At 63.8% G+C, this 16,200-nt stretch carries 17 protein-coding genes; all 17 read right to left on the bottom strand.

Going from position 1 to position 16,200, the window contains the following annotated elements:
• From nuoN to ABID58_RS11810, 17 genes are read right to left on the bottom strand one after another with little or no spacing between them, the layout of a single operon-like run.
• Nucleotides 1-1,437, bottom strand: a complete 1,437-nt coding sequence (gene nuoN, locus ABID58_RS11890) for an NADH-quinone oxidoreductase subunit NuoN (RefSeq protein WP_148753638.1) — start codon at nt 1,435-1,437, stop codon at nt 1-3.
• A gap of 22 nt (nt 1,438-1,459) precedes the next feature.
• The gene (locus ABID58_RS11885; RefSeq protein ID WP_148753637.1) at nt 1,460-2,968 is read right to left on the bottom strand and encodes an NADH-quinone oxidoreductase subunit M; all 1,509 of its coding nucleotides are present in this window, start codon (nt 2,966-2,968) and stop codon (nt 1,460-1,462) included.
• A complete protein-coding gene (gene nuoL, locus ABID58_RS11880) occupies nt 2,969-5,077 on the bottom strand; it encodes an NADH-quinone oxidoreductase subunit L (protein ID WP_354032751.1) in 2,109 nt (702 codons plus the stop codon).
• A gap of 7 nt (nt 5,078-5,084) precedes the next feature.
• On the bottom strand, nt 5,085-5,393 hold the full coding sequence (gene nuoK / locus ABID58_RS11875) for an NADH-quinone oxidoreductase subunit NuoK (protein WP_092028826.1): 309 nt from the start codon (nt 5,391-5,393) through the stop codon (nt 5,085-5,087).
• Nucleotides 5,390-6,028, bottom strand: a complete 639-nt coding sequence (locus ABID58_RS11870; RefSeq protein WP_148753635.1) for an NADH-quinone oxidoreductase subunit J — start codon at nt 6,026-6,028, stop codon at nt 5,390-5,392. The genes nuoK and ABID58_RS11870 overlap by 4 nt, the downstream gene beginning before the upstream one ends.
• Nucleotides 6,029-6,037: 9 nt before the next feature.
• A complete protein-coding gene (gene nuoI, locus ABID58_RS11865; protein ID WP_027529879.1) occupies nt 6,038-6,526 on the bottom strand; it encodes an NADH-quinone oxidoreductase subunit NuoI in 489 nt (162 codons plus the stop codon).
• A gap of 14 nt (nt 6,527-6,540) precedes the next feature.
• Nucleotides 6,541-7,608 (bottom strand): NADH-quinone oxidoreductase subunit NuoH, encoded by a 1,068-nt coding sequence (gene nuoH, locus ABID58_RS11860; RefSeq protein ID WP_148753634.1) that lies wholly within the window; start codon nt 7,606-7,608, stop codon nt 6,541-6,543.
• A 4-nt stretch (nt 7,609-7,612) separates the two neighbouring features.
• Nucleotides 7,613-9,688 carry an NADH-quinone oxidoreductase subunit NuoG gene (nuoG, locus tag ABID58_RS11855; RefSeq protein WP_354032750.1) on the bottom strand — a complete coding sequence of 692 codons (2,076 nt, stop codon included), beginning with the start codon at nt 9,686-9,688 and terminating at the stop codon, nt 7,613-7,615.
• A gap of 7 nt (nt 9,689-9,695) precedes the next feature.
• Complete coding sequence (locus ABID58_RS11850; protein ID WP_354032749.1) at nt 9,696-10,184, bottom strand: hypothetical protein; 489 nt, start codon at nt 10,182-10,184, stop codon at nt 9,696-9,698.
• A gap of 5 nt (nt 10,185-10,189) precedes the next feature.
• A complete protein-coding gene (gene nuoF / locus ABID58_RS11845; protein WP_148753631.1) occupies nt 10,190-11,515 on the bottom strand; it encodes an NADH-quinone oxidoreductase subunit NuoF in 1,326 nt (441 codons plus the stop codon).
• A gap of 15 nt (nt 11,516-11,530) precedes the next feature.
• Nucleotides 11,531-11,734, bottom strand: coding sequence for a hypothetical protein (locus ABID58_RS11840; protein WP_148753630.1), 204 nt, complete (start codon nt 11,732-11,734; stop codon nt 11,531-11,533).
• Nucleotides 11,734-12,345, bottom strand: a complete 612-nt coding sequence (gene nuoE / locus ABID58_RS11835) for an NADH-quinone oxidoreductase subunit NuoE (protein WP_148753629.1) — start codon at nt 12,343-12,345, stop codon at nt 11,734-11,736. The genes ABID58_RS11840 and nuoE overlap by 1 nt, the downstream gene beginning before the upstream one ends.
• A gap of 10 nt (nt 12,346-12,355) precedes the next feature.
• Entirely contained in the window at nt 12,356-13,318 is a 963-nt protein-coding gene (locus ABID58_RS11830) for an FkbM family methyltransferase (protein ID WP_354032748.1), read from the bottom strand.
• Nucleotides 13,318-14,514: an NADH-quinone oxidoreductase subunit D gene (locus tag ABID58_RS11825; RefSeq protein WP_354032747.1), complete on the bottom strand. Its 1,197-nt coding sequence runs from the start codon at nt 14,512-14,514 to the stop codon at nt 13,318-13,320. Before ABID58_RS11825 ends, ABID58_RS11830 begins: the two co-directional genes overlap by 1 nt.
• A 2-nt stretch (nt 14,515-14,516) precedes the next feature.
• The gene (locus ABID58_RS11820; RefSeq protein WP_354032746.1) at nt 14,517-15,131 is read right to left on the bottom strand and encodes an NADH-quinone oxidoreductase subunit C; all 615 of its coding nucleotides are present in this window, start codon (nt 15,129-15,131) and stop codon (nt 14,517-14,519) included.
• Between the two features lie 11 nt (nt 15,132-15,142).
• Nucleotides 15,143-15,724: a NuoB/complex I 20 kDa subunit family protein gene (locus tag ABID58_RS11815; protein WP_430640188.1), complete on the bottom strand. Its 582-nt coding sequence runs from the start codon at nt 15,722-15,724 to the stop codon at nt 15,143-15,145.
• Nucleotides 15,721-16,086: an NADH-quinone oxidoreductase subunit A gene (locus tag ABID58_RS11810; RefSeq protein ID WP_092290902.1), complete on the bottom strand. Its 366-nt coding sequence runs from the start codon at nt 16,084-16,086 to the stop codon at nt 15,721-15,723. The genes ABID58_RS11815 and ABID58_RS11810 overlap by 4 nt, the downstream gene beginning before the upstream one ends.
• Nucleotides 16,087-16,200 lie beyond the last annotated feature (114 nt).

Here is a 16,200-nt window from a genome sequence, read left to right as displayed (position 1 = left end):
CTAGAACAGCGACTTGGCGGCTGCGGAGGCGACGCTCACCACCGGACCCGCGAACAGTGCGAACAGGATGTTGAAGAGGCCCGCGACCGCCAGCACCGTCTTGACCTCGACGCGCACCGGATCGACCTGGCCGGCCGGCTCATCGAAATACATCGTCTTGACGATGGTGAGATAGTAGTAGGCGCCAACCACACTGGAGAGCACGCCGATCACGGCGAGCGTGAACAAATTCGCCTTGATGGCGGCCACGAAGACGTACCATTTGGCGAAGAAGCCGGCGAGCGGCGGAATGCCGGCGAGCGAGAACAGCAGCATCGCGAACATGAAGGCGAGCAGCGGGTTGGTGCGCGACAGACCGGCGAAATCGCTGATCTGCTCGACGGCCTGGCCGTTACGCTTCATGGCAAGGATGATCGAGAACGAGCCGAGCGTCATCGCGACGTAGATCACGATGTACATCAGCACGCCCTGGGCGCCCTCGACGGTACCGGCGGCAAGGCCGACCAACGCAAAGCCCATATGGCCGATCGAGGAGTACGCCATCAGGCGCTTGATGTTGCTCTGGCCGATCGCGGCGAACGAACCCAGCGCCATCGAGGCGATCGCCACGAACACCAGGATCTGCTGCCACTGCGAGACGATGCCGGGGAATGCGGTCAGCGTGACGCGGGTGAAGACAGCGAGCGCGGCCACCTTCGGCGCAGACGCGAAGAACGCGGTGACCGGGGTCGGGGCGCCTTCGTACACGTCGGGCGTCCACATGTGGAACGGCACGGCCGAGACCTTGAAGCAGAGACCCGCGAGCAGGAACACCAGGCCGAACACGAGGCCGATATTCGCGGCGGTCGCAGCCGAGGCGATGCCGGCGAAGCTGACGGTGCCGGTGAAGCCGTAGATCAGCGAGGCGCCGTAGAGAAGCATGCCCGAGGACAATGCACCCAGCACGAAGTACTTCAGGCCGGCTTCGGTCGACTTGGCGTTGTCACGGTTCGAGGTCGCCACGACGTAGAGCGCGAGCGACATCAATTCGAGGCCGAGATAGAGCGAGATCAGGTCGCCGGCCGAGATCAGCACCATCATGCCGAGCGTCGAGAGCAGCACCAGGATCGCGTACTCGAAAATGCGCCGCGACGGGTCCGACAGGAACTCGGTCGACAGCACCAGCGTCACCGCCGAGCCGATCAGGGCCAGGATCTTCATGAAGCGGGCGAAATCGTCGACGATGAAGCTGCCGCCGAAGGTCACCTGCTTGCCTGCGGGCAGCATGTATTCGAGCACGCCGACCACGATCAGCAGCAGCACCGCCAGCGTGTTCACCGCGCCGGTGGTCCCCTGCCCGCGATAGGCGCCGAGCATCAGAAGCGCCATGGCGCCGACCGCGAGCACGAGCTCGGGCAGCACCGGCGCCAGTTGATAACCTGCAGTCGTAAAGCTCATGGCGATATCCTGACCTGCCCGATCAATGGAGCAGTGCGGCGGCCTTCACGGCCGTCACAGCGGTGTTGTAATTGTTGACGAGTTGCTGGACCGAGGCGGCCGAGATGTCGAGCACCGGCTTCGGATAGATTCCGAACAGGATCGTCAGCGCGATCAGCGGGAACAGAGTCACGCACTCACGCAAAGTGAGATCCTTCATGCTCGCCAGCGACGGCTTGACCAGCGCCCCGAACACGACCTTGCGGTAGAGCCACAGCGCGTAGCATGCCGACAAGATCACGCCGGTCGTCGCGAAGAACGCGGTCGGGATCGAGACCTTGAAGGTGCCGAGCAGCGTCATGAACTCGCCGACGAAGCCGGACGTGCCGGGCAGACCGACATTGGCCATGGTGAACACCATGAAGGTCAGCGCATAGAGCGGCATCCGGTTGACGAGGCCGCCATAGGCCGTGATCTCGCGGGTGTGCATGCGGTCATAGACGATGCCGACGCAGAGGAACAGCGCGCCGGAGACGATGCCGTGCGAGATCATCTGGAACACGCCGCCGGCGACGCCCTGCATGGTGCCGGCGAAGATGCCCATGGTGACGAAGCCCATATGCGCAACCGACGAGTACGCGATCAGCTTCTTCATGTCCTCCTGCATCAGGGCCACCAGCGAGGTGTAGATGATGGCAATCACGGACATGGTGAAGATCAGCGGCGCGAAGTCATGCGAGGCCAGCGGGAACATCGGCAGCGAGAAGCGTAGGAAGCCGTACCCGCCCATCTTCAGCAGGATCGCCGCCAGCACCACGGAGCCGGCGGTCGGTGCCTCGACGTGCGCGTCGGGGAGCCAGGTGTGCACCGGCCACATCGGCATCTTCACTGCAAACGAGGCGAAGAAGGCGAGCCACGCCCAGGTTTGCAGCGACCTCGGCACGGCGGTGTGCATCAGGGTCGGGATGTCGGTGGTGCTGGCGTTCCAGTACAGCGCCATAATGGCGAGCAGCATCAAGACCGAGCCGAGCAGCGTGTAGAGGAAGAACTTGAAGGACGCATAGACCCGGCGCGGGCCGCCCCAGACGCCGATGATCAGGAACATCGGGATCAGGCCGCCTTCGAAGAACAGGTAAAACAGCACGAGGTCGAGCGCCGAGAAGGTGCCGATCATCAGCGTTTCCAGGATCAGGAACGCCATCATGTATTCACGCACCCGGCTCGTGACCGACTTCCAGCTCGCAATGATGCAGAACGGCATCAAGGCGGTGGTCAGGATCACGAAGGGCAGCGAAATGCCGTCGACACCCATGTGGTAGGTGATGCCGGTGGCGAGCCAGTTCGCCTTCTCGACGAACTGGAAGTCCGCATTCGACGGGTCGAAGCGCATGACCAGCAGCACCGACACCGCGAAGGTGATCAGCGTGGTCCACAGCGCGATCCAGCGCGAATTGCGCCTGGCCGCCTCGTCATCGCCGCGGCTGAGATAGACGATCAGCGCGCCGACCACCGGCAGGAACGTCGTGACCGATAGGATGGGCCAGGTTGTCATTTACTGGCCTCCAAGGCCGAACATGAACCAGGTGATCAGGCCGGCGGCACCGATCAGCATGGCGAATGCGTAGTGATAGAGATAGCCGGTCTGGATCTTCACGACGTTGCGGGTGATGTCCAGCACGCGGGCCGAGATACCGTCGGGGCCGAGGCCGTCGATGATGGAGCCGTCGCCCTTCTTCCAGAGCTGGTAGCCGATCCACTTCGCCGGACGGACGAAGATGAAGTCGTAGAGCTCGTCGAAGTACCATTTGTTGAGCAAGAATTGGTACAGCATCGGCTGCGTGTTCGCGAGCTCGACCGGGAGGTAGGGCTTGCGGATATAGAAGGTGTAGGACACCAGGAAGCCGCCGACCATCATCACGAAGGGCAGCCAGCCGAGCAGCGGCGGCATGTGCTCCATATCCTCGAGGATATGCGGGTTCATCTTCACGGACTCACGGAAGAACTCTTCCACGCCGTGAGGCCCGGTGAACAGCTCCTTGAACGGGAAGCCGGCGAGGACCGAGCCAACCGCCAGCACGCCGATCGGGATCAGCATCCAGATCGGGCTCTCGTGCGCGGCCTCGTAGTGCTCCTGGTCGTGCGGCTCGCCGAAGAAGGTCTTGAACACCAGCCGCCAGGAGTAGAACGAGGTCAGGCCGGCGGCTGCGATCGTCAACAGATAGGCATATATCGAGAACGGATTGTGCGAGGCGTAGGCGGACTCGATGATCGCATCCTTGGAGAAGTAGCCGGCGAATAGCGGGAAGCCAGTCAGCGCCAGCGTGCCGACGGTCATCACCGCGAACGTGTACGGGATCTTCTTCCAGAGGCCGCCCATGTTGCGGATGTCCTGCTCGTGGTGCATCGCGTAAATCACCGAGCCGGAGCCCAAGAACAGCAGCGCCTTGAAGAAGGCGTGCGTGAACAGATGGAACATGCCGACCGAATAGGCCCCCGCTCCCATCGCCACGAACATGTAGCCGAGCTGCGAACAGGTCGAGTACGCGACGATGCGCTTGATGTCGTTCTGGACGAGACCGATGGTCGCCGCGAAGAACGCCGTGGTCGCACCAAAGAACATCACGACGGCCTGGGCGTTCGGGGCGAGCTCGAACAGCGGCGACAGGCGCGCCACCATGAACACACCGGCGGTGACCATGGTCGCGGCGTGGATCAGCGCCGACACTGGCGTCGGGCCTTCCATCGCGTCCGGCAACCAGGTGTGCAGCAGGAACTGGGCCGATTTGCCCATCGCGCCCATGAACAGCAGCACGCAGGTCAGCGTCAGGGCGTCGGCGTGCCAGCCGAGGAAGTCGATGGTCTTGCCAGTCAGGCCGGGCGCCGCATGGAAGATAGTCTCGAAATCGGTCGAGCTGGTGAGGTAGAAGATCGCGAAAATGCCAAGCGCGAAGCCGAAATCGCCGACGCGGTTGACCACGAAGGCCTTGATGGCGGCGGCGTTCGCCGACGGCTTCTGGTACCAGAAGCCGATCAGCAGATAGCTCGCCAGACCCACGCCTTCCCAGCCGAAGAACATCTGCACGAGGTTGTCCGCCGTCACCAGCATCAGCATGGCGAAGGTGAACAGCGAGAGATAGCCGAAGAAGCGCGGCCGGTACGGATCCTCGTCCATGTAGCCGATGGAATAGAGATGCACGAGCGAGGACACGGTCGTCACCACCACCAGCATCACGGCGGTGAGCGTATCGACACGCAGCGTCCACCAGACCTCGAGCTCGCCGGAGAATATCCAGGGCAGAATCTGGATCCGGGCGTCGTGGCCATTGAAGCCGACATCGACCAGCGTCATCCAGGACAGCGCCGCCGCCACGAACAGCAGCGCCGTGGTGATCAGCTCGGCACCGCGCGAGCCGGCGGCCGCCGGCTCGACCGGGCCGTGGCCGTGGTCGTCGTGGCCGTCACCGAGCTCGTGATGGCTCTCGTGGATGACCGAGGCATCCTCGTTGATCGTATCGGAGGCATGGGCTTGCGCACCGTGCCCGTGGTCGTCGTGATGCTCGACCGTGTCACCTGAGGAGTTGCGGGCATGCGCGCCGAACAGCGCGATCACGCCGGCCAGAATGGCGCCCAGCAGCGGCAGAAAGACGATTGCCTGGACCATAGCCGGGTTAACCCTTCATCAGATTGACGTCCTCAACCGCGATCGAGCCGCGGTTGCGGAAATAGACCACCAGGATGGCGAGACCGATCGCGGCTTCGGCAGCCGCAACGGTCAAGACCAGCAGCGCGAAGACCTGGCCGACGATGTCGCCGAGGAAGGTCGAGAATGCCACCAAATTGATGTTGACCGAGAGCAGGATCAGCTCGATCGACATCAGGATGACGATGATGTTCTTGCGGTTCAGGAAGATGCCGAGGATTCCAAGGGTGAACAGGATCGCGCCGACCGCCAGATAGTGCCCGAGCCCGACCGTCATTTCACCCACTCCGCCGCGTCGCTGTCCTGGAGCCCCTGCCCCGGTACCACCTTGCGCATCGCCATCGCCATTTCGGGCGTGCGTGCGTTCTGAACATTGATGTCCTGCCGCTTCACGTTCGCCTTGTGGCGCAGCGTCAGCACGATGGCGCCGATCATGGCGACCAGCAGCACCATGCCCGAGAGCTGGAAGTAGTGGACGTACTTCGTATAGAGCACGAGGCCCAGCGCCTCGGTGTTCGAGACGTTGGTCGGGATCGGCGACGTGATGGTCTTGCTCACGGTCGGATTGATGACCCAGGCGCCGACGGTCAGGAGCAGCTCGAACAGGAAGATGCCGCCGATCACGACTCCGACCGGCAGGTACTGGATGAAGCCCTCGCGCAGCTCGAGGAAGTCGACATCGAGCATCATGATCACGAACAGGAACAGCACCGCGACGGCGCCGACATAGACGACGATCAGGATCATTGCGAGGAATTCGGCGCCCAGCAGCACGAACAGGCCGGAGGCGTTGACGAAGGCCAGGATCAGGTACAGCACGGAGTGGACGGGATTGCGCGACACAATCACCATCACCGCCGAGGCGACGCAGACGCCGGCGAAGAGATAGAAGAACAGCGCGGGAAGGATCATGCTCTCATCTCACCGGTACGGCGCGTCGAGCTCGATCGCTTTTGCGATCTCGCGTTCCCAGCGGTCGCCGTTGGCGAGCAGCTTGGCCTTGTCATAGAACAGTTCCTCGCGGGTCTCGGTCGCGAACTCGAAGTTCGGACCTTCGACGATGGCGTCGACCGGGCAGGCCTCCTGGCAGAGGCCGCAATAGATGCACTTCACCATGTCGATGTCGTAGCGCACGGTGCGGCGGGTGCCGTCGTTGCGGCGCGGTCCGGCCTCGATGGTGATGGCCTGCGCCGGGCAGATCGCTTCGCACAGCTTGCAGGCGATGCAGCGCTCCTCGCCGTTGGGATAGCGGCGCAGCGCGTGCTCGCCGCGGAAGCGCGGCGAGATCGGGCCCTTCTCGAACGGATAGTTCAGCGTCGGCTTCGGCTGGAAGAAATAGCGCATGGCGAGGAAGAACGCCGAGACGAATTCCGACAGCAGAAGCGAGCGTGCAGTGGCGTTGATGTTGATACCCATGACAGCCCTCACTTCGGCGCGATGCCGGCGAATTGCAGCACGCCGGCCACCACGACCACCATCGCCAGCGACAGCGGCAGGAACACCTTCCAGCCGAGGCGCATCAGTTGGTCGTAGCGGTAGCGCGGCACGATCGCCTTTGCCATCGCGAACAGGAAGAACATGAAGAACACTTTGATCGAGAACCAAATGATCCCCGGCACCCAGTTGAAGGGCGGCAGATCCACCGGCGGCAGCCAGCCTCCGAGGAACAGGATCGTCGCCAGCGCGCACATCGTGACGATCGCGACATACTCGCCGAGCATGAACAAGAGATATGGCGTCGAGCCATATTCGACCATGAAGCCGGCGACGAGCTCGGATTCCGCTTCGACCAGGTCGAAGGGCGGACGGTTGGTTTCCGCCAGCGCCGAGACGTAAAACACCACGAACATCGGGAACAGCGGCCAGACGTACCAGTTCAGGACGGTGAGCTGCGGCAGCCCGATCAGGCTGGCGAGGCCCCGCGCATGCTGGGCCTCGACGACGGCCGAGAGGTTCAGCGTACCGGCGCAGAGCAGCACCGTGATGATGACGAAGCCGATCGAGACCTCATAGGACACCATCTGCGCCGCGGAGCGCAGCGCGGCCAGGAACGGATATTTCGAGTTCGACGACCAGCCGGCCATGATGATGCCGTAGATCGACAGCGACGAGATCGCGAAGATGAAAAGGACGCCGACATTGATGTCGGAGATCACCCAGCCGAGATTGGTCGGGATCACCGCCCAGGCCGCGAGCGCGAGCACGCAGGACACCAGCGGCGCCAGCAGGAAAACGCCCTTGTTGGCACCAGACGGAATGATCGGCTCCTTGAGCACGAACTTCAGCAGGTCGGCGAAGGACTGGAACAGGCCCCAGGGCCCGACCACGTTCGGGCCGCGACGGATCTGCACCGCCGCCCAGATCTTGCGATCGGCGAGCAGGATGTAGGCGATCGCGACCAGGAGAACGACGAGCACCAGCACGCTCTCCGCGATCATGATGATCAGCGGCCAGAGGAAGCCGGTCCAGAATGCGCTTGCGAAAAATTCCATCGGCTCACTCCGCTGCGGTCAGCATCTGCCCGGAGGCAAGCCGCGAGCATTCCGCCATCACGGCGGACGCACGCGCGATCGGGTTGGTCAAATAGAAGTCCTCGACGACAGCCTTGAATGGCGCCTTCTCCGTCGAGCCGCCCTTCCCCGCCAGCTTCTTGATCTGGTCGGCCGCGCCCGCTTCGATCTGATCGAGACGGATCAGATGCGGCACGGCCTTGAACAGCGCCTGGCGCAGCGCAGCAAGCGAGTCGTAGCCGAGCTTCTTGCCGAGCGCTTCCGAGAGCGCGCGGACGATCGCCCAGTCCTCGCGGGCTTCACCCGGCGGGAACGCGGCGCGGCCGGTCATCTGCACGCGGCCTTCGGTATTGACATAGATCGCGGACTTCTCGGTGTAGGCGGCCGCCGGCAGGATCACGTCGGCGCGGTGCGCGCCGCGGTCGCCATGGGTGCCGATGTAGACCACAAAGGTGCCATCCGGCGCCTTGATCTCGTCGGCGCCGAGCAGGAACAGCAGGTCGAGCGTGCCGAAGGTCGTCATCTGCGCGGCGTTCAGCCCGCCGGGACCGGCGACAAAGCCGATGTCGAGCGCGCCGACGCGCGAAGCGGTCTCGTGCAGCACGCCAAAACCGTTCCAGCCGTCCTTCACCGCGCCGACGTCGAGCGCGAGCTTGGCGCTAGCGGCCAGAATGGCGGCGCCGTCGTGACGCGAGGCTGCGCCCGCGCCGACCAGGATGATCGGGTTTTTGGCGTTCTTCAGCACGTCCATGAAGGAGTGCTTGCCGGCCGCGAGCTCGCCGAGCGTCTCGGTACCCGCGCCGAGATGGTCGTAGTCGTAAGTGAGATCGGCCTTGGCGCCGATCACGCCGACCTTGAAGCCGCCGGCACGCCAGCGCTTGCGGATGCGGGCGTTGAACACGGCCGCTTCCTTGCGCGGATTGGCGCCGATGATGAGCAGCGCATCCGCCTGCTCGACGCCCGCGAGCGTCGGATTGAAGATGTAGGAGCCGCGGCCGAGTGCGGGATCGAAGGCGTCGCCGCCCTGCACCGCCAGATTGGCCGAGCCGAATTTAGCAAGCAGATCCTTCATCGCGAACATCTCTTCGACGCCGGCGAGGTCGCCAGCGATCGCGCCGATGCGCTTGCCGTCGGTACGCGCCGCCTTCGCGGCGATCACCGCGAAGGCCTCGGGCCAGCTTGCCGCACGCAGCTTGCCGGCCTCGCGGATATAGGGCCGGTCGAGCCGCTGGGTGCGCAGGCCGTCGACGACGTGGCGGGTCTTGTCCGAGATCCACTCCTCGTTCACGGCCTCGTTGATGCGCGGCAGCACGCGCATCACCTCACGGCCGCGGGTATCGACGCGGATCGCGGAACCGACGCCGTCCATGACGTCGATCGACTGGGTCTTGCCGAGCTCCCACGGACGCGCCGCGAAGGCATAGGGTTTCGAGGTCAGCGCGCCGACCGGACAGATGTCGACGAGGTTGCCCTGCAATTCCGACGTCAGCGCGTGCTCGAGATAGGTCGTGATCTCCATGTCCTCGCCGCGCCCCGTCGCGCCCATCTCCGGGGCGCCTGCGACTTCCGCCGAGAAGCGGACGCAGCGCGTGCACTGGATGCAGCGGTTCATCGAGGTCTTGACCAGCGCGCCGAGATATTTGTCCTCGACCGCGCGCTTGTTCTCGGCGAAGCGGCTGGTGTCGACACCATAGCCCATCGCCTGGTCCTGCAGGTCGCACTCGCCGCCCTGGTCGCAGATCGGGCAATCCAGCGGATGGTTGATCAGAAGGAACTCCATCACGCCTTCGCGTGCCTTCTTCACCATCGGCGAACGCGTCGAGATTTCCGGCGGCTCGCCCTTCGGACCCGGACGGCAGTCGCGCACGCCCCAGGCGCAGCTTGCGACCGGCTTCGGGCCGCCCTTCACCTCGACGAGGCACATCCGGCAATTGCCGGCGATCGACAGCCGCTCGTGATAGCAGAAGCGTGGAATCTCGGCGCCGGCCGCCTCGCACGCCTGAAGCAGCGTGTACTCGGCGGGGACATCGATCTCTTTGCCGTCGATGATGAGTTTGGTCATTGCGGTCTCAAGTCTTTCCCAGCTTGCAATCTGGCGGTGTAATGCTGGCCGCCTTCAGCGAGGCCTTGATCCATTGCTGGGTCTCGGTGCCGTAGGTGGCCAGATAGGCCGGCTGCGCGGCGCTCTTCTCGCATAGGAACGGCAGATGCGGCTTCAGGTCATAGTCGCAGGACGCCAGCCACTCGCGCTTTCCGGAGAACGCGCTGATCGCTTCCTCGCAGGCGTAAAGCAAGTAAGTGACGAAGCTCTCGTACTGAACCTGCTCGTCGCGGTCGCTGGCCTTGATTTTCTCGTAGTCCGGTTGCGCAAACTTCGGATTCTTGAACGCCAGGTCGGTGTAACCAAGAAAAGCCTGACGCGCGCTGGCGGCGCGGTTGCCGGTGCGGATCTCGTTGATCTGGAACAGGATCGCAACGAAGCCGAGCAGCGCGACGCTCGCCTGCGCCATCTGCGCCAGCGTTCCGTATCTCTGCCACCAGGAGCTCGGTTGCGACATCGATATTACTCCGCCGCGACCATGTTCTCGGGATCGCGGACGCCGGCATCGTCGATGTCGGCCTTGTGCGAATACTGGTCGATGCGCGCTTCGATCTCATGACGGAAATGCGCGATCAGGCCCTGGATCGGCCAGGCGGCTGCGTCGCCGAGCGCGCAGATGGTGTGGCCTTCGACCTGTTTTGTTACTTCGAGCAGCATGTCGATTTCGCGCTTGTGGGCGCGGCCCTCGGCCATGCGGGTGAGCACGCGCCACATCCAGCCGGTGCCCTCGCGGCACGGTGTGCACTGGCCGCAGCTCTCGTGCTTGTAGAAATAGGAGATGCGGGCAATGGCGCGGATCAAGTCAGTCGACTTGTCCATCACGATCACGGCCGCGGTGCCGAGGCCCGAGCGCAGCTTGCTCAGGCTGTCGAAATCCATCGGCGTGTCGATGATCTGCTCCGCCGGCACCATGCGCACCGACGAGCCGCCGGGGATCACGGCCTTGAGGTTGTCCCAGCCGCCGCGGATGCCGCCGCAGTGCTTGTCGATCAGCTCACGGAACGGAATCCCCATGGCCTCTTCGACGTTGCAGGGCCGCTCGACATGACCGGAGATGCAGAACAGCTTGGTGCCGACATTGTTCGGACGGCCGATGCCGGCGAACCAGGCGGCGCCACGGCGCAGGATGTCGGGCGCGACAGCGATCGATTCGACGTTGTTGACGGTGGTCGGGCAGCCGAACAGGCCGACATTGGCCGGGAACGGCGGCTTCAGGCGCGGCTGGCCCTTCTTGCCCTCGAGGCTTTCGAGCAGTGCGGTCTCTTCGCCGCAGATGTAAGCACCGGCGCCGTGCGCGACATAGATGTCGAACGGCCAGCCATTGATGTTGTCCTTGCCGACCAGCTTGGCCTCATAGGCCTGGTCGATCGCGGCCTGGAGATGCTCGCGCTCGCGGATGAACTCGCCGCGGACATAGATGTAGCAGGCGTGCGCGTTCATCGCGCAGCTCGCGATTAGGCAGCCCTCGACCAGCAGATGCGGATCGTGCCGCATGATCTCGCGATCCTTGCAGGTGCCGGGCTCGGACTCGTCGGCGTTGACGACGAGGTAGCTGGGACGACCGTCGGTCGATTCCTTCGGCATGAAGGACCACTTCAGACCGGTCGGGAAGCCGGCGCCGCCGCGGCCGCGCAGGCCCGACGCCTTCATCTCGTTGATGATCCAGTCGCGGCCCTTGTCGATGATATTCTTCGTGCCATCCCAGGCGCCGCGGCGCCGCGCACCCTCGAGCCCCCAATCGTGGAGGCCGTAGAGGTTCTTGAAGATGCGGTCCTTGTCCTCGAGCATATCAGTGCTTTCCGATCAACGATTGGCCTGCTTGTAGGCAAGCCCGGCGGCGCAGACGGCGAAGGCCAGCGCCCAGAGCAGACTGGTTTCCTGCGTCGCGTTCATCACGAAGCGCTGCAGCAGGAACATGAAGGCGGCCGCAAGCGCGGCATGCATGGCGACGAAGCCCCATTTCTTCACGGCTTCGCTCCCCCGGTTCGCCTGAGACGGAAGATCCATCAAGTGGTCTCCTTCAGCGTGGTCGGCCCACCCGCCGGCGCGGAGAACTGGCGGCCGTTCTGCGGACCGGGCTTCGGCGGATTGCCCGAGGCGAAGCCGTCGAGCACCTTGCCGAAGGTTTCCTTGGTCAGGTCCTCATAGGTGTCCTTGCCGATCAGCACCATCGGCGCGTTCACGCAGGCGCCCAGGCACTCGACCTCTTCCCAGCTGAAATTGCCGTCCTTGGAGAGATGGAAGGGATCGTGATGGATGCGGCTCTCGCAGACGTGGATCAGGTCTTCGGCGCCGCGCAGGCGGCACGGCGTGGTGCCGCAGACCTGGACGTGGGCCTTCTTGCCGACCGGAGCGAGCTGGAACATCGTGTAGAAGGTCGCGACCTCGAGCACGCGGATATAGGGCATGTCGAGCAGATCGGCGACGGCGCGGATCGCGGCTTCCGAGACCCAGCCTTCGTGCTGCTCCTGGACGCGCCAGAGGATGGCGATGACGGCGGAGGCTTGCCGGCCGGCCGGATATTTCGCGATCTGCTGCTTGGCGAAGGCAAGGTTCTCGTCCGTGAACGCAAAGCTCGCGGGCTGGACTTCCTTCGGTGCTAATCGGCGAACGGACATGTCTTATCTCTCACTGCATGCGGCGCGCGGGTTTCGCATTCAGGACATTGATCCTGTCCTGCCAGAATGCGCTTGCGGTGCCGAAAACGTTGTAGCCGACGTGGGTCGAGACCTTGATGCGGTCGAGGATCGACAGATCGCTCACCGTCTCAAGCCGGTTGGTGCGCGGATCGAGCACGATCAGCTTCAGCGGGGTCTGCTCGAGGATGTAGCGCGACACCGCATGAGAGCGGTCGCTGCCGTGCTCCTCGCACATGATGACGCTGTCGGTCTGGAGCAGCCGGGCGCCGCCCCTGATCGCCTCGATCTCGACGCCTTCGACGTCGAGCTTGATCAGATATTTGCCGCTGGCCGCGACCTTGCCGTCGTCGATGAGGTTATCGAGCGCGAGAACCGGCACGTCCTCGCCGCCGTCCGTGGGAGCGCCGGCGATGCTGAAGGCCTCGTGCTTGGTGCCCGACAGCCGCGCGGTGCCGCGTGTCGCGCCGATCGCGCATTTCATGGTCTCGAAGCGACTGCCGTTGATGCGCGCGTTATTCGCGAGCTTCGGGTAGTTCTGGCCCGACGGCTCGATCGCGATCGCCTTGTGCGAGCCGAACGGCTTGCTCGAGACCAGCACCGACCAGTAGCCGTAATTGGCGCCGCAATCGAGCAGCGTGTAGTCGACGTCGATGGAGTCGGCGAACAACAGCTCAAGCTCGTCCTCGTAGCAATAGGAGCGGTTGAGCAGCTTGCTCCAATAGCCGTCGCCGTAAGGGAACTCGAACACGGCGTCCGGGTTGAGCTTGATCGCGATGTTGCGCTCGGGCAGCGTTTTCCGCAGCAGATTGGCGCAGGCGATGTAGCCCATATGCGAGAAATGCGACGAGATCTTCGATCCCGTCACCAGCGCCAAGGCAGCCGTCCGCTCCCACAGGTTGGCCCCTTCAAGGGCCCCCGAGGCACGGTCAAACTGGATTGGCGCCTGCGCCATCACCGATCGACCTCTCCGAACACGATGTCGAGCGAACCGAGAATGGCCGAGACGTCGGCGAGCAGATGGCCGCGGCAGATGTGATCCATCGCCTGCAGATGGGCAAAGCCCGGCGCGCGGATCTTGCACTTGTAGGGCTTGTTGCTGCCGTCGGAGACCAGATAGACGCCGAACTCGCCCTTCGGCGCCTCGACCGCGGCGTAGACTTCGCCTTCCGGCACGCGAACGCCTTCGGTGTAGAGCTTGAAGTGGTGGATCAGCGCTTCCATCGAGCGCTTCATCTCGCCACGGCGCGGCGGCGCAACCTTGTTGTCTTCGACGACGACGGGGCCCTGCCCGTCGGCTGCATTCAGCTTCTGGATGCACTGCTTCATGATGCGCACCGACTGACGCATCTCTTCCATGCGGATCAGATAGCGGTCGTAGCAGTCGCCGTTCTTGCCGATCGGAATGTCGAAATCCATCTCGGCGTAGCACTCATAGGGTTGCGACTTGCGCAGGTCCCAGGCCGCGCCCGAGCCGCGCACCATGACGCCCGAAAAGCCCCACTCCCAGGCTTCCTTCAGCGACACCACGCCGATGTCGACGTTGCGCTGCTTGAAGATGCGGTTGGCGGTGAGCAGGCGGTCGAGATCCTCGACCACTTTCAGGAACGGATCGCACCAGGCCTCGATATCGTCGACCAGCTTCTGCGGCAGGTCCTGATGCACGCCGCCGACGCGGAAGAAGGCTGCGTGCATGCGGCTGCCCGAGGCGCGCTCGTAGAACACCATCAGCTTCTCGCGCTCTTCGAAACCCCACAGCGGCGGGGTCAGCGCGCCAACGTCCATCGCCTGCGTGGTGACGTTGAGCAGATGCGACAGGATGCGGCCGATTTCACAATAGAGCACGCGGATCAGCTGGCCGCGGCGCGGCACCCCGATGCCGAGCAGCTTTTCGGCGGCGAGGCAGAAGGCGTGCTCCTGGTTCATCGGCGCGACGTAGTCGAGCCGGTCGAAATACGGGATCGCCTGGAGATAGGTCTTCTGCTCGATCAGCTTTTCGGTGCCGCGGTGAAGCAGGCCGATATGGGGATCGACGCGGGCGACGACTTCACCGTCGAGCTCCAGCACCAGGCGCAGCACGCCGTGCGCGGCCGGATGCTGCGGCCCGAAGTTGATGGTGAAGTTACGGAGGACTTCTGGTTGCTCGTTCATGATCAGCTCTTCGGCCCCGCCTTCTCATCCCCCGGAAGGACCGGATAGTCGCCCCCCTCCCACGGCGAGAGGAAGTCGAACTTGCGGAACTCCTGGTTCAGGCGCACCGGCTCGTACACCACGCGCTTCTCCTGGTCGTCGTAGCGGACCTCGAGGAAGCCGGTCAGCGGGAAATCCTTGCGCAGCGGATGGCCCTCGAAACCGTAATCGGTAAGCAGCCGGCGCATGTCAGGATGGCCGACGAAGAACACGCCGTAGAGGTCATAGGCCTCGCGCTCGAACCAGTCGGCACCGGGGAACACCTCGATCAGCGACGGCACCTGCGTGGTCTCGTCGGCCTGGGCCTTGAGGCGGATGCGGGCGTTCAGGGTCGGTGACAGGAAGTGATAAATCACGTCGAAACGCTTCTCGCGATCCGGATAGTCCACCGCCGTGATGTCGGTGAAGTTGACGAAACGGCAGTTCGGATCGTCGCGGAGGTACGTGACCACCTCGACGATCTTGCTGGCCTCGACATCAACCGTGAGCTGGTTGAAGGCGACAGAGTGACCGAGGGCGGCGCCCGGAAGCGCGCTCACGATCGTCTGCCCCAGGGCGTCGAGCTTGGCGTCGTCCATGACGTAAAACCTTAGCGTTCGATGGTGCCGGTGCGGCGGATCTTCTTCTGCAGCAGCAACACGCCGTAGAGCAGCGCTTCCGCCGTGGGCGGGCAGCCCGGCACGTAGATGTCGATCGGCACGATGCGGTCGCAGCCGCGCACGACCGAGTAGGAATAGTGATAATAGCCGCCGCCATTGGCGCAGGAGCCCATCGAGATGACGTAGCGCGGCTCGGGCATCTGGTCGTAGACCTTGCGCAGCGCCGGCGCCATCTTGTTGGTCAGCGTGCCGGCGACGATCATCACGTCGGACTGGCGCGGCGAGGCACGCGGGGCGAAGCCGAAACGCTCGACGTCGTAGCGCGGCATCGACACCTGCATCATCTCGACCGCGCAGCAGGCGAGACCGAAGGTCATCCACATCAGCGAGCCGGTGCGGGCCCAGGTGATGAGGTCGTCGGTCGCGGCCACGAAGAAGCCTTTGTCTGACAGCTCGTGATTGACCTCGAGGAAGAACGGATCATTGGCCCCGACCGGCTTGCCGGTCGACGGATCCAGGATGCCCTTGGGGGCCGGCGTTACGATCGGGCCAGCTGATGGTGCAGGGTTCAATCCCATTCGAGTGCGCCTTTCTTCCATTCATAGGCGAAGCCGACCGTCAGCACGGCGAGGAACACCAGCATGGACCAGAAGCCGGTCGCACCAAGCTTGCCGAACGCCACCGCCCAGGGAAACAGAAACGCCACCTCGAGGTCGAAGATGATGAAGAGGATCGCGACCAGATAGAAGCGGACGTCGAACTTCATGCGGGCGTCGTCGAAGGCGTTGAAACCGCACTCATACGCCGACAGCTTTTCCGGGTCCGGCTGCTGGAACGCCACGATGAAGGGCGCGATCAGCAGCACCAGGCCGATGATAGCAGCTACCCCTATAAAGACGACGAGTGGAAGATAGTTCTGTAGAATGCCGCTCATGGCGAGCCCTTTTTCCCGCAGCCTCGGGACAGCCACGGATTCGTCCGATTTGGAATTGTTCTGAGCCTTAGCGCAGTGCACCAATGGGCGCAAGACACGCTCTTTTCAGGCCCT

Origin of the sequence: Bradyrhizobium sp. S3.2.6 (assembly GCF_040546885.1) — a bacterium.
GTDB lineage: Bacteria > Pseudomonadota > Alphaproteobacteria > Rhizobiales > Xanthobacteraceae > Bradyrhizobium > Bradyrhizobium cytisi.
Note: the sequence above shows the minus strand (reverse complement) of the source record. Positions and strands in the feature narration are given on the sequence as shown.

Excerpts from the sequence above, each read along its gene's own strand:
- nuoH (WP_148753634.1), bottom strand. The coding sequence starts at position 7,608 with ATGGAATTTTTCGCAAGCGCATTCTGGACCGGCTTCCTCTGGCCGCTG.
- nuoK (WP_092028826.1), bottom strand. The coding sequence starts at position 5,393 with ATGACGGTCGGGCTCGGGCACTATCTGGCGGTCGGCGCGATCCTGTTC.
- ABID58_RS11870 (WP_148753635.1), bottom strand. The coding sequence starts at position 6,028 with ATGATCCTTCCCGCGCTGTTCTTCTATCTCTTCGCCGGCGTCTGCGTC.
- nuoN (WP_148753638.1), bottom strand. The coding sequence starts at position 1,437 with ATGAGCTTTACGACTGCAGGTTATCAACTGGCGCCGGTGCTGCCCGAG.
- nuoL (WP_354032751.1), bottom strand. The coding sequence starts at position 5,077 with ATGGTCCAGGCAATCGTCTTTCTGCCGCTGCTGGGCGCCATTCTGGCC.
- ABID58_RS11850 (WP_354032749.1), bottom strand. The coding sequence starts at position 10,184 with ATGTCGCAACCGAGCTCCTGGTGGCAGAGATACGGAACGCTGGCGCAG.
- ABID58_RS11810 (WP_092290902.1), bottom strand. The coding sequence starts at position 16,086 with ATGAGCGGCATTCTACAGAACTATCTTCCACTCGTCGTCTTTATAGGG.
- ABID58_RS11840 (WP_148753630.1), bottom strand. The coding sequence starts at position 11,734 with ATGGATCTTCCGTCTCAGGCGAACCGGGGGAGCGAAGCCGTGAAGAAA.
- ABID58_RS11830 (WP_354032748.1), bottom strand. The coding sequence starts at position 13,318 with ATGGCGCAGGCGCCAATCCAGTTTGACCGTGCCTCGGGGGCCCTTGAA.
- ABID58_RS11825 (WP_354032747.1), bottom strand. The coding sequence starts at position 14,514 with ATGAACGAGCAACCAGAAGTCCTCCGTAACTTCACCATCAACTTCGGG.
- ABID58_RS11820 (WP_354032746.1), bottom strand. The coding sequence starts at position 15,131 with ATGGACGACGCCAAGCTCGACGCCCTGGGGCAGACGATCGTGAGCGCG.
- nuoG (WP_354032750.1), bottom strand. The coding sequence starts at position 9,688 with ATGACCAAACTCATCATCGACGGCAAAGAGATCGATGTCCCCGCCGAG.
- ABID58_RS11885 (WP_148753637.1), bottom strand. The coding sequence starts at position 2,968 with ATGACAACCTGGCCCATCCTATCGGTCACGACGTTCCTGCCGGTGGTC.
- nuoF (WP_148753631.1), bottom strand. The coding sequence starts at position 11,515 with ATGCTCGAGGACAAGGACCGCATCTTCAAGAACCTCTACGGCCTCCAC.
- nuoE (WP_148753629.1), bottom strand. The coding sequence starts at position 12,345 with ATGTCCGTTCGCCGATTAGCACCGAAGGAAGTCCAGCCCGCGAGCTTT.